General features: G+C 55.8%; 7 protein-coding genes. 1 reads left to right on the forward strand and 6 read right to left on the reverse strand.

Going from position 1 to position 12529, the window contains the following annotated elements; translation table 11 throughout:
• Nucleotides 1-133: 133 nt before the first annotated feature.
• From EJ361_RS15955 to EJ361_RS15970, 4 genes are all read right to left on the reverse strand, one after another.
• Nucleotides 134-1681 carry a SusD/RagB family nutrient-binding outer membrane lipoprotein gene (locus EJ361_RS15955; protein WP_164714283.1) on the reverse strand — a complete coding sequence of 516 codons (1548 nt, stop codon included), beginning with the start codon at nucleotides 1679-1681 and terminating at the stop codon, nucleotides 134-136.
• Nucleotides 1682-1691: 10 nt separating this feature from the next.
• Nucleotides 1692-4934: a SusC/RagA family TonB-linked outer membrane protein gene (locus tag EJ361_RS15960; protein WP_126246641.1), complete on the reverse strand. Its 3243-nt coding sequence runs from the start codon at nucleotides 4932-4934 to the stop codon at nucleotides 1692-1694.
• 188 nt (nucleotides 4935-5122) lie between these two features.
• Nucleotides 5123-6088 carry a FecR family protein gene (locus EJ361_RS15965; RefSeq protein WP_126246642.1) on the reverse strand — a complete coding sequence of 322 codons (966 nt, stop codon included), beginning with the start codon at nucleotides 6086-6088 and terminating at the stop codon, nucleotides 5123-5125.
• 47 nt (nucleotides 6089-6135) lie between these two features.
• Nucleotides 6136-6687, reverse strand: coding sequence for an RNA polymerase sigma factor (locus EJ361_RS15970; RefSeq protein WP_126246643.1), 552 nt, complete (start codon nucleotides 6685-6687; stop codon nucleotides 6136-6138).
• A 95-nt stretch (nucleotides 6688-6782) separates the two neighbouring features.
• Between EJ361_RS15970 and EJ361_RS15975 the strand changes: the two genes are divergently transcribed.
• Nucleotides 6783-10121, forward strand: a complete 3339-nt coding sequence (locus tag EJ361_RS15975) for a DEAD/DEAH box helicase (protein WP_126246644.1) — start codon at nucleotides 6783-6785, stop codon at nucleotides 10119-10121.
• Nucleotides 10122-10208: 87 nt separating this feature from the next.
• Here the strand turns inward: EJ361_RS15975 and EJ361_RS15980 are convergent, their stop codons facing one another.
• On the reverse strand, nucleotides 10209-11315 hold the full coding sequence (locus EJ361_RS15980; protein WP_126246645.1) for a DUF4998 domain-containing protein: 1107 nt from the start codon (nucleotides 11313-11315) through the stop codon (nucleotides 10209-10211).
• 24 nt (nucleotides 11316-11339) lie between these two features.
• Nucleotides 11340-12512 (reverse strand): DUF4959 domain-containing protein, encoded by a 1173-nt coding sequence (locus EJ361_RS15985; protein WP_126246646.1) that lies wholly within the window; start codon nucleotides 12510-12512, stop codon nucleotides 11340-11342.
• Nucleotides 12513-12529: the final 17 nt, after the last annotated feature.

The raw sequence follows: 12529 nt of genomic DNA on the forward strand, positions 1-12529 counted from the left end.
AATGCCTCCCGGGACCGGGGGGCATTTTTTTGTTCCTACAGGATGCGGGAACGGTTGCTTTGCTCTCGAAAAACCCCGCCCATAGCTGGTTACCGGCTTCCTGCGGGTGCATCGCTGCGATATTGACAGGGAATCATCGCTTGTCCCACCAAACCGGCTTGAGCCAGTCGTTTTTCCCGCCGATCCGCTTCAGCGCTTCCTGGTAGTTGGCCGTGTTGTTGAACGCTTCCGTTCCGGGATAGAACAACCGCAGGAAGGGAACTTTACTCGTTTCCGATTCGGTACCCACATCTTCGATCTCTTCCAGCACGGGATATCCGGTGCGGCGCTGGTTGGCGAACGATTCGTAGCCGTTGGGGAAGAGCGCTACCCATTTTTGCATATGGATATGCTTGAGCACCGTGTCTGCCGGCAGCCCGGTGAGCGGATGCGCCGTCACGAAATCGTCTACCTCCGGTTGCGGAACGGGGTCCATGCCGGGGTACATTTCCAGTTGCTTCATGGCGGCGCGGATACCGTTGTGGTAGAACTGTTGCGGGTTGGCGCCGGCCCAGCCCCGCGCGGCCGCTTCCGCCAGCAGGAACTGTACTTCGGCATACCCCATGTGCAGGAAGGAGGCTTGTAATTGGACGAAAGGCCGGTTGATGACACAGAATTTGTTGGCATGAGGGATCACGCGGCCGCCGGGCGCGGTAAAATCGCCCCAGTTATCCCACCAGTAAAGGCCGGACTGAACGGAGATATAACCCGTTAATGCGGTGATATCTTCTCCGGCAGGGTCGCGGTTGATGAAAAAGCGCGGCAGCCGGGGGTCGCTGTGATACTTGAGATATTGTACGAAGGTGTTGGTCCCGATCGTATACAGGAAGGAGGATTCTTCCTGGAAGGCCTGTGAGAGGCCGTTGCCGCGGAGGTCGGGGAAACCGAAATTTTCGTGGATGATCTTGAAATTATCGTCGGCGCTCGCCATCACGCCCGCATCCACCGCCGCTTTCACTTCCCGCGCGGCCATGTTGGCGTCTATTTTGGACAGGCGCATGCCCAGCCGCAACCGGAGGGAACCCGCCAGTTTCTTCCAGCGGTCTACATTCCCGTTGAAAACGATATCGTTCATCAGCGCCTGCTTACCGGCGTCGAACTGGGCCGTTGCCTCGGTCAGTTCCCTGAACAGGTCTTTGTAGATATCCTGCTGAAGGTCGTACTTCGGCGTATAGATCTTGCCGTAATAGGCGATGCCGGCCTGGGAATAGGGTACATCGCCGTAGGCGTCTGTCAGCAGCGAAAAAATGTACGCTTTCAGGATGCGGCCGGCGGCGATGTAGTTCACCAGGTCCGGGTCGTTCTTCGAGCGTTCGATCATATCGATGAGCTGTTTGAGGCTTCTTCCGAAGAAGATCTCCCACATGCGCTCGCCGTAAAAATCGTTGCGGATGTATTTCCCGCCAAAGCGCATGCCCCACGCGCCGCTCACGTACTGCGACCGCGGCAGGAAGTAATACATGATGGGATATCCCGTTTCCCTGCCGCCGCTCAGGTAATAGGCCGCGGCGGTCAACTGCTGCCCCGGGGCGATCCCGGCACCGCGCGTCGGGTCTGTATTGATGGAATCGAAATCTTTCGTGCAACTGCCCGCACCCACGAGAGCGAGGCAACTGATCAGTATATATGGAACGATTTTCATGTTGACCGTTTTAGAATTTTGCATAAAGGTTGATGCCATAGGTTCTGCGCGTGGGCAACGATCCGTATTCAAAACCCTGGCCGTTGCTGTTGTTGTAGCTGGATTCGGGGTCTACGTTCGGTACGTGCTTGCTGATGGTGAACAGGTTCCGCCCGATGAGCGATATCGCCAGTTCCCTGAAAATCCCGTTCCCCAGGATCGATTTCGGGAAGGTGTAATCGATATTCAACTGCCGGATTTTCACGAACGAGGCGTCGTAGATGAACTGCTCGGGAATATTGTCGGTCACGCGTTGCCACCAAGCCTGGGGGCTCACGAATGCGGAAACGTCTTCGTAAATGGGCTTCCCGTCGGCATCGGTCCCCGTCTGGCGAACGCCACTCACGGAACGGCCGCCGGTCGGTTTCCAGTTGCCGGGCGTTTGCCCTGCCGCCAGGCGTGCCCTTTCAGATTCCGCCCAGCCTTCACGGCCTTCCAGCGTAGCTTTATGCCGGCCGTTGGCATGCGCGAGGAGATTGGTCATGGAATAGATGTGGCCGCCCTGCTTGATGTCCAGCAAAACGCCGAGCGAAATGTTTTTATAGGTGAACCGGTTGTTGACACCGCCGATCCATTCGTACTGCCCGCTGCCGATCTGCGTATCCGTTGGGTCGTACAGGGGCAGGTCGTTGGCATCCAGCACGATCTTGCCTTGCGGGCTGCGCAGGAACTTCCTTCCCACGATGATCCCGAATTCCTCCCCTTCTTCCGCCACGATCGAGGCATTGGCCCAGCGCGCCTGCGCCAGGGTATAAAATCCGGACACGAGCGGGCTCAGTTCGAGGATCTTATTCCGGTTCCGCGCGAAGTTCATATTCACATCCCAGCTGAAATGCTTGGTGGTGACGGGTTTGCCGAGCAAGGTCACCTCGATGCCGCGGTTGCGCACATTCCCGGAGTTGATCACGGCGCTGGTATACCCGCTGGACGAGGAGATCGGCGCGTTGAGGATCTGGTTCCGGGTGTTGGACTGGTACCAGGTTACATCCAGGTTCAGGCGGTTGTTGAAGAAAACGAGATTGGCGCCGGCTTCGTACGATTTGCTGATGCTGGGCTTCAGGTCGCTGAAAGGCACCTTGTCCACCGCCACCCCGCCGATCGCATATCCACCCACGATCGGCACATCGGGATTGCTGCCGTATGTCAGTTTCAACTGATACGGTTCAACCGCGTCCGTTCCCGTTTGCGCCGCGGAGAAGCGCAGTTTCCCGAAGGTCAGCGCCCCGCTTTTCGGTAGCAGCTCCGTAAACACGAAACTGAACGACGCCGAAGGATAGAAGAAGGAATTCCGGCCCATGGCAAGCGTCGACGACCAGTCGTTCCTGCCCGTCAGATCGAGATAAAGGAAATTCTCATACGCCAAATTCACGGCGCCATACACGGAGTTGATGCGTTTGCGTAGTATCTGTTCATTGCTCAGTTTCGTTTTGAAGTTATTGATGCTCCGCACGCCGCGCACGCTCATGTCCCGGCCGGTCGTATTGAGGAGGTTTTCGCGGTAATCCATGCGGTTGGCGCCGAAGTTGCCGCCGATCCAGAAACGTTTCACCTGTTTGCCATAGTTCAGCATCAATTCGGTATTGGTTTCGCGGAAAACGCGGTCTTTCAGGTTGATCATCCCGCTCTGGTTGAACGGCGTCGACACTTCCATGAACTCCCGGAACCCGAAGCGGGAGTTATCCGTACCGGTCCTGGCCTGGACAGACAGTTCGGGGAGCAGCTGGTATTTGAATTGCACGAAACCGTTGAGGCGGTCCTGCCGGCTGTCGTTCGGCTGTTCATAAATGGCCCAGTAAGGGTTTACCTGGTATTGCTGGTTGTTCCAGTTGATGTAGTTCCCGGTGACGGGGTCTTTATATTCCTTGAGCCAGTTGATGTCGATGTTGGGTGCGATCCCGCTCAGCACGTAACCGATGTTGTTCGGATTGTCTGACAGGGCCGGACGGTTGTTCACTTTTTCGTTGAGATAGGTGATCTTGGCGTCCATGGTAAGTTTGGACGTCAGCTGCGAAGTACCGCGCAGGGAAAAGTTATGCCGGTTCAGGCCGCTTTCGGGAACGATATCTTTGTTGTTGACGTTGGTGTAGGTGAACCGGAGCTGGGCTTTATCGCTGCCGGTAGACACGGATACCGAGTTGGTCAGCGTGAGGCCGGTGCGGAAGAAGTTCGGGATGGGATTGCGGGCTTTGCTGTAGGGCACCTGTTTACCGTTCCAGAGCCAGGTGAGGCTATCGGCCGTCATTTTCGGGCCCCAGCTTGCCTGGGAGTAGCCGCGGGCGGTGGCCACATCGCGCGGAAGCAAGCCATCGCGGCCGTTGCCGTAGATATCCTGAAATTCGTAGCTGGCGTTGAGTTTCTCGAGCACGGAGTTGGAGGTCACTTCCACTTCCAGCCCCTGCCGGCTGCCTTTCTTGGTGGTGATGAGGATCACGCCGTTGGCGGCGCGGCTGCCATAGAGCGCCGTGGCGGCGCCGCCTTTCAGTACGGAAATGCTGGCCACCTCGTCGGGGTTGATGATGGAGGAACCGTCGCCGAGGTCGTATCCGCCGTACCGGTCTGCCTGCCCGGGCGAGGAATTATCCGCCGGGATGCCGTCTATCACATACAGGGGCTGGTTGTTGCCGCCGATCACTTTCACGCCGCGGAGGGTCACTTTCACGGAGCCGCCTACGCCGCTGTTGGTGGCGTTGACGTCGAGCCCGGCCACGCGGCCGGTGAGCGCCTGGATGGGATTGGTTTCGCGGGCGCGGGTGAGGTCGCTTCCTTTCACGTCGGTGAACGCATAGCCGAGCGAGCGTTGCTGCCGCCCGATCCCCAGCGCCGTAACCACCACGGTATTCATATCGATCACCCGTTGCGGTGCATTGGTATCGGCAGGAGCGGCCGGGCTGGCGGCCGCCTGTTTGATGATGATCTGGTTGCCGATGGCTTTGATGGAATATTGGGCCCGGGGAAAGATCAATTCCAGCAAATGCTGCAGCGTAGCGTCTTTCCGGCTGATGGAATATGTAGGGCGATTGGCCAGCACGCCGGTAGGGTAAGCGAAAGATACGCCGGCCTGCTTTTCGAGCAGCGAAAGGATTGCTTCGGCCGGCTTGTCTTCGATGGCCACCGTCAGTTTTTTCGACAGGGCATCGGGCTGGCGCTGCGCGATGGCGGTGAACGACGCGCAGACCATTGCTATGATCAGTGTAATACAGGGAATTTTTTTCATCTTTTTGTTTTAAGATGTGATCTGCCGCCGGCGATGTTGGCAGACATAACGCTCCCTTCAGGATCAGCCGGCTAATCCCCCAAAGGCGGGCAATACATCTCCCAACCGGCAGGCACCGGTGATAAAATGGGAACTACGGTAAGCTTTACTTTGTTTTGATTCTGGTTTTAAGTTTCGCTGTTACGGATTTATTTGCGTATCAATTCATAGTCTTTCTCTGAACGGCGGTTAACACGGAGGTCGAGCATTTCGGAGAGCACGGTCAGCGACTCGTCCAATGGCATGTTGTTAAAGCGGACGGTGATCCTGCTGCCAAGCAGCTGCGCGTCTTTCACGTCCAGCGAAACACCGTAATAGGAGCCCAGCGTTTCCAGCACTACCTGGAGCGACTGGTTGCTGAACGACAGGTCGCTGTTGCCCCATCCGCAGCGGTACGCGTAATTGCCTTCCGGCTGTTCCACATCCCCTGTTTTCGCATCTACTACCGCCATATTACCGGCGGTGAGGATCACTTTCTTCCCGTTGCCTTCCACGCTCACTTTGCCATCCCACACGGCTACATCGCTGAAACCTTTGGTGGCATTGATGTTGAATGAAGTCCCCAACACCCTTACGAGCCCTTTCTCCACCTGTACGCTGAATTGCCGGTGCGCATCGGGGCTGATGCGGAAGAAGGCTTCCCCGGCCCTGAGCCGCACCGATCTTTCGCCGTTGTCTATCTTATATTGTACCGTGGCACCGGGGCGCAGGAAAACATCGGAACCGTCGGGCAGGCGGAGACTGTCTTTCACGGCATGTTGCGCGGTATAGGAAGTCCATCCGCCACCCGTCCCCTTCATCCACCAGTAACCGGCCAATACCACCACCGGCAGCAGCACGGCGGCGGCACGCCACCAGTTACGCCGCGCGGGCATCGGCCGCACCGTTGCGGTTTGGGGCGCGTTCGCCATATGGTCGCGCAATTTACGCCAACCGGCCTGCATATCGAATGGCTCGGGCAGTTGCCCGGAAGCCTCCCAGGCCTGGCGGACCTCGTCGAACCGGCGGCGGTTCTCCTCCCCGGCATTCAGCCAGTCGTTCATCCGCCGCTGTTTTTCCGGGTTGCCGCTGTCGGCCAGGAAGTCGATTATGAATTGGGACAGGTCGTTTTCCATATGCTTATAGTATTAAGACAATTCAGAAAGGGGATACTTTGATGCCTTCAGGAATTTTTTTTCGGGCCGAGCCGGCCACGGAGGGATTTGAGGGCTACGGAGAGCTGAAAGTAAACGGTATTGACGGAAATCCCCAGTTTTCCCGCGATCTCGGCTGGCTCCAGGCCATGGACGCGGCTGAGGAGGAGGATTTCGCGGCAGCGGGGCGCCAGGGTGCCGAGGTGCTGCGTCAGCTCCTGCTGGAACAGGATATAATCGGATATCTCGAAGAAAGAATGGTCATCCGCCTGGAACCGGAGTATCTCCTCCCCGATGTGGCGCTTGCGCCGCTTCAGCTCGTTGATGCACAGGTTGGTGACGGCGCGGTACAGGTAACTGCGGACCTGCCCGGTAATAACGATATCCCCTCCCCGGTCCCACAAATGGGCGAAAAGATTATGGACGATATCCTTGGCCAGGCTGCTGTCTTTCACCCACCGGAATGCCAGCAGGTAAAGGGGTTCGCTGTAGGTCGTATATAATTCCTGGAAGACCGTTACATCCCGGTTACGCAGCGCGTCGTTGGCCAGGGAGGCGGAGATGTTCGATTCGTCCTTCATTCCCGTAATAATACAAAATATTCAAATATTTTCCGTTGGGGGGCGGCGGCGTTGTTTTGATCAGCATCCCGGGCTGCTTGCCTATATTTGCGGATATGGATTTTTCGAAAGAATGCAGGATACCGGCTTCGGGGATCGCGACGCTTTCCGGGTACGGCCTGTTGCAATATACCCGGAACGGGAGCTTCCTGGAGTCCCGGGAACTGGGAGACATCTTCCCCGTTTCGCTGGAACTGAACGAAGGCGTGTTCACCAAACGAAAAGCGGCCGTCCATTTCCCGACCGTATCCGTCTGCCAGACCGGGAATTCCATCGTTACCTCCTGCGCCTGCGGCGGCAGCGAAGCAGGGCTTTGCGAGCACCAGGCGGAAGTGCTGTACGCCATCATGGAAAGAAAGCAGCTCCGCGTCTTCTTCGACAAGCCCCTCCGCCACAAAACACTCCTCAACACTGCGAAGGAATACGGACTGGAAGAAGAACCCGACCTGGACGAATATTTCCGGATCAGCATCAAGGGCGACGATATCCATCCCGAACCCCTCGTCAAAGAGCTCCTTCAGATCAACGACAAGCGCTTCCGCGACGAGCTCCTCCCCCTGCGCGCCACCACGCCCAAACCGCCGGAAACGGCAGACACGGAGAAACGCACCATCCTCGTGATCGACAAGCACCGCTTATACAACCAGCCCGCCTTTCAACTCATGCAGGCCGATACCACGCTGACGGGGAAACTCAAAAACCCGATCGACAAAATCGATCCCCTGCAACGCATATGGGAAAGCCAGGACCCCGCGGTCATCAAATTCCTCACCGCCATTTCGGCCTTTTCCCAAAAGGAAATCGAATTCGAACAACCCGCGGACAATAACGCTTTGCGGCTCATTTTCGAAAATCCCATGCAGCTGAGCGTATACCATCACGACCGCTCCGTGTCTGAATCCGTGTCTGCGCGGTCGCTCAAGCCCGTTCACCTGCAAATCCTCCAGGCCGAAATTTCCCTGTCCGTCTTCAAAAAATTCCCGTTCTTCGAGATCACGGGAAAGTTGCTCATGAACGATTCGGCCATCCCGTTCGACAAGCTCGTGCTGCGCCATCAATGCTTCATATTCTACCGCCAAACCTATTACCTCGTCAATAACCCGGACATGCTCCGCGTGATCCGTTTCTTCAAAAAGCACAACGAAATCCTGCTCGTCCACGCTTCGAAATACGAAGCTTTCCTGCAAACCGTGCTGCGATCGCTGGAAGATCTCATCCAGATCGACTACAGCTACATCCAGCAAGCGTCTCCCGCACAACTGGCGGAAAGGAAATACACGACGGAACGGCTGATTTACCTCCAGCAGCGCGACAACTACATCTACATCACGCCCGTCATGAAATACGGCGGTGTGGAAGTGCCGGTGTATTCGCGCAAGCAGCTTACGGATACCGACCGTAACGGCAACGAATTCAAGATCCGGCGTAATAATGAGGCCGAAGTGGCGCTCACCACCATCGTCATGCACCAGCACCCGGATTTCAACGACCAGATCCGCGAGTACGAATACTTCTATCTCCATAAAAATAAATTCCTCGACGAAGACTGGTTCCTCGATGCGTTCGAGACCTGGCGGAAAGAAGGCATTACCATCCTGGGGTTCAACGAACTGCCGGGCAACAGAAGGAACCCGCATAAAGCCCGCATACAGATCGAGGTGAACAGCGGGATCGATTGGTTCAACGCCCATTTGAAAGTCAGTTTCGGGAATAAGCCGGTTTCGCTGAAGCAGCTGCACAAGGCCATCCGCAACAAAAGCAGGTTCGTGGAGCTGGGCGACGGCACCTGCGGGCTCCTGCCGGATGAATGGATACGCAGTCTTGAAAAATACTTCCAGGCCGGCGAGATCGACGCCGGGATGCTGAAATTCCCGAAGATCAATTTTTCCGAGATTTCGGCGATGTTCGACAAGGAAGTACTGAGCCAGGAAACGCAGGTCGAGATCGCGCAACTGGGACAGGCTTTCACGCCAGTGAAAGAAATCCCCGAAACGCCCGTTCCCGCCGGCTTGCAGGCGGAGTTGCGGGCATATCAGCGCGAGGGGTTGAACTGGCTGAATTATCTCGATGGATTTAATTTCGGCGGATGCCTGGCAGACGATATGGGACTGGGAAAAACCGTGCAGATCATCGCGTTCATCCTGTCCCAGAAAGAAAAACACGGGCATGCCACCCATCTCGTGGTGGCGCCTACTTCCCTCCTGTTCAACTGGCAGGAGGAGTTGCGGCGATTCGCGCCTTCCCTTTCCGTACAATTGCAATATGGTGCCAATCGCCTGAAATCCGCAGAGAATGCGAGTGAATTCGATGTGGTGCTCACCAGCTACGGGACGCTCATTTCCGATATCGGTTTCCTCAAAACGTTCCGGTTCGGTTATGTTTTCCTCGACGAATCGCAGGCCATCAAGAACCCGAATTCGGAAAGGTACAAAGCCGCACGGCTTCTCCAATCCCGCAACAGGATCGTGTTGACGGGCACGCCGGTAGAAAATAATACGGTGGACCTGTACGGCCAGCTGTCGTTCGCATGCCCGGGCCTGCTGGGCAGCAAGCAATATTTCCGGGAAATCTATTCCATCCCCATCGACCGTTTCGGTTTCTCGAAGCGGGCGATGGAATTACAGGAGAAAGTCAAACCCTTCATCCTGCGCAGAACGAAGAAGCAGGTGGCGCGGGAACTGCCGGAGAAAACGGAGATGACCATCTATTGCGAAATGAACGCCGAACAGCGGAAAATATACGATGCGTACGAACAGGAACTGCGCGATTACATCGCCAGCAAAACCGACGACGAAATCCACCGCAACAGCATGCATGTGCTGACCGGCCTCACCAGGCTGCGGCAAATTTGTAATTCACCTGTGTTGCTGAAAGAAGGCCATTCCGGCGAAAACTCCGTCAAAATAGAAGTGCTCACCGAGCAGATCGAAAACAAATCCCGCGAGCATAAAATCCTCGTCTTTTCCCAGTTCACCAGTATGCTGGACCTCATCAGAACTGAACTCGAAACCCGGAAAATCCCCTTCGAGTATTTAACGGGGCAAACGAAAGACCGCGGCGCCAAAGTGACCAACTTCCAGACCAACGATGCGGTCCGCGTGTTCCTCATCAGTTTGAAAGCCGGCGGCGTGGGCCTCAATCTCACCGAAGCCGATTACGTATACCTGGTAGACCCCTGGTGGAACCCGGCCGCGGAAAACCAGGCCATCGACCGAAGCCACCGCATCGGGCAACACCGGAACGTAGTGGCGGTGCGGCTCATCTGTTCCGGGACGATCGAGGAAAAGATCAGGATATTGCAACAGCGTAAAAGCCAACTGGCGCTGGATTTGGTGAAAACAGACGGTACGATGCTGCAGCAAATGTCCAAATCCGATCTCCTGGAAATGCTTTAGCGTCAGCAAATTACATGGCGGGTTGCCGGAAACGAAAAAAGGCAGCACCGAAGCGCTGCCTTTTCTGAAGCCGGTTGTCCGTTTCAATTACTTTCCATACATGTAGATTTCCGCCACGCTGGTGAACGGCGGGTTGTTACTGTCGGGTAGCAACATTTTCACGTAGCGCCCCGTGGCACCAGTGGTGTTGTTGATCGTCATCTGGTTACCGGACGCGAAGGTGCCCGAGGCCGCCAGCGCCCACGTTCCATCGGGATCGCTGCTGTTGCCGACGTACAGTTGCACGGACTTCGTGTTGGTATTGTTGTTGCGGCGATAGATGGTGAAATAGGAAATGTTCTTCACTGATTTCATGTCGATAATGGCCCAGTGGGGCAACGGGATGTCAGGCCCCCATTGGGAATGCCAGTAAGTACCGAGGTTCCCGTCTATCAGCGTCGCCTTTCCACCGCCGTCTGACGCTGTTTCATCAGACACGGCGAGCACTTCCCAGGCAGCGCGGTCGAATGTGAAGAATTCCGGCAATACATCCGATGTCCAGGCGGTAGCGAAAGTATCGATCGCTTCGTCTTCCGGAATATACAGCGAGCGGTACTGGAACGGGGTGCTGCCGGCCGCGTCGATGTTGACTGAAAAATCAGCGGAAGGGAAGCGCACCACCGTGTCTGTTCCACGGCGGTTTTTGAATTTCACTTCGTTGATGATCATGTTTTCCGCCGGTGCAAACCAGTCGATGGAAGCTGCGGCCTCGGAAAGCGCCATATTCTTGATACGGCGGTTCTGGAGAAGCGTTGCGTACTCAGCGCCGTAAGTAGCGCCGAAGGTGGTGTAGGTAAGTGAACGGTGGCCGAAATTATCTATGGCATATATGTCGAAAGAGTAGTTCTTTTCCGCCAGTCCGTTGATCAGCACTTCGATGCTGTCGCGGCCCGGTTTCAGTTTCGCGGCCAGTACCATGGAATCCTGCCGGCCGTTCCACGATACGATGATGTTTTTGATATTCTGGCCGTTTATCATCCACAGCCGCATCATCAGCCTTTCCTTTCCGGCGATGAAGGCCACGGAATCGGGCTTTACGGCATAAATGATCTCGCCGCCCTTTATGAATTCCTCGTGAATGTCCGTGAACTTGTCGCAGGAAGCGAGCGAAGTCAGGATACATAAAAACGAGAAAACGTGGAGTATATATTTCATGTGCTTGTCGGTTAAAGTTGATGATTATTTCTGCTCTCCGTAAACGTCTATTTCCGCAGGGTGGGTGAAGGTGGTGCTGCCCCAGGTGGATTTCACCACGATGCGGATGTACCTTACGGGTTCCTGGCCGAGGTCGAAGGTGAACTCGTGCCCGTTAACAGCGGCATTGATATCTTCGTCTGTAACGTTGCTGCCGTTGCCGGAGGGTTTTACGATCGCTGTTTCCATGATCTTCTTCCACTCGCTCCAGTCGCCGCTTTGCGAAGGCGTGGTCACTTTTACGTAGACATCGAAATCTTTGGGATTTCCCCAGTTATAGTAGCTGTTGCCGAAATTCCGCTGGAACAGTACGATACGGCTCACTTTGGCCAATACGCCCAGATCGAGCGTAAACGGTGCGGGCAGCGACGATGAGGGGGAGTGGCCGAAAGAGGTCACGTCGTCGTCGATGATCTTCTGGTCGGAGCCTTCCCAGTTGGTGAAGTTCTGGTCGTTGGCCAGCTTCATGATCTTCATTTTCCCTTTGGGCAGGCGTTCCTCGAACAGGGGCACGAGTTTGCGGCCGGGGGGAAAGATCGTATCGGAGCGGTTGCCATAGTTGTCTTTCACCACCATGGCGAATTCCCGCGGCACCGGCGCATATCCCCGCATCGCCTGCACGTCTTTGGCCAGCGAAGAGGTGATAACACGGGCCAGCGCCATACGGCCGAGGGAGTCGGGTGTATAGAGCTCGAAAGCCAGCGGCTTCTTCAAATCGTTCATCCAGGAAAAGCGCGCGCCGCCGAAGTCGCTCTGAATGGCCACCGTTTCGCTCGTAAGCCTGATGGGCGATTTAAGCGGTTTGATGGTACATTTGACCGGGTCGGAAATTTCCTGCGCACGGTTGATGGTGTACAGCGTTACTTCATGTTCCTTTTCATCGTTAAAGCCAATTACCTCCAGCTCATTCCCGTACATGGAAGCCGCAGCTTCCGACTGCTTGCCGTTAGAGAGCGTATAGACGGCTTTCACGGTGAGCACTTCCGCATCGTTGGGAATACGGTAGGTGATTTTGGCGCCGCCGGGCAGGTTGGTGACGGCTACTTCCGACACCACGCCGGGTTTACCGGTTGCCGGCGAAATCGGTTTATTCTCCTTTTTGGTGCAGGCCTGCAAAGCGCCCAGGAAAACGATATTCAGTAAAATCAGTTTCTTCATAACGATAATATTTTAAC

The sequence above is a fragment of the Chitinophaga rhizosphaerae genome (assembly GCF_003958645.1).
GTDB classification, from domain to species: domain Bacteria; phylum Bacteroidota; class Bacteroidia; order Chitinophagales; family Chitinophagaceae; genus Chitinophaga; species Chitinophaga rhizosphaerae.

Excerpts from the sequence above, each read along its gene's own strand:
- EJ361_RS15980 (WP_126246645.1), bottom strand. The coding sequence starts at position 11,315 with ATGAAATATATACTCCACGTTTTCTCGTTTTTATGTATCCTGACTTCG.
- EJ361_RS15970 (WP_126246643.1), bottom strand. The coding sequence starts at position 6,687 with ATGAAGGACGAATCGAACATCTCCGCCTCCCTGGCCAACGACGCGCTG.
- EJ361_RS15975 (WP_126246644.1), top strand. The coding sequence starts at position 6,783 with ATGGATTTTTCGAAAGAATGCAGGATACCGGCTTCGGGGATCGCGACG.
- EJ361_RS15960 (WP_126246641.1), bottom strand. The coding sequence starts at position 4,934 with ATGAAAAAAATTCCCTGTATTACACTGATCATAGCAATGGTCTGCGCG.
- EJ361_RS15965 (WP_126246642.1), bottom strand. The coding sequence starts at position 6,088 with ATGGAAAACGACCTGTCCCAATTCATAATCGACTTCCTGGCCGACAGC.
- EJ361_RS15985 (WP_126246646.1), bottom strand. The coding sequence starts at position 12,512 with ATGAAGAAACTGATTTTACTGAATATCGTTTTCCTGGGCGCTTTGCAG.
- EJ361_RS15955 (WP_164714283.1), bottom strand. The coding sequence starts at position 1,681 with ATGAAAATCGTTCCATATATACTGATCAGTTGCCTCGCTCTCGTGGGT.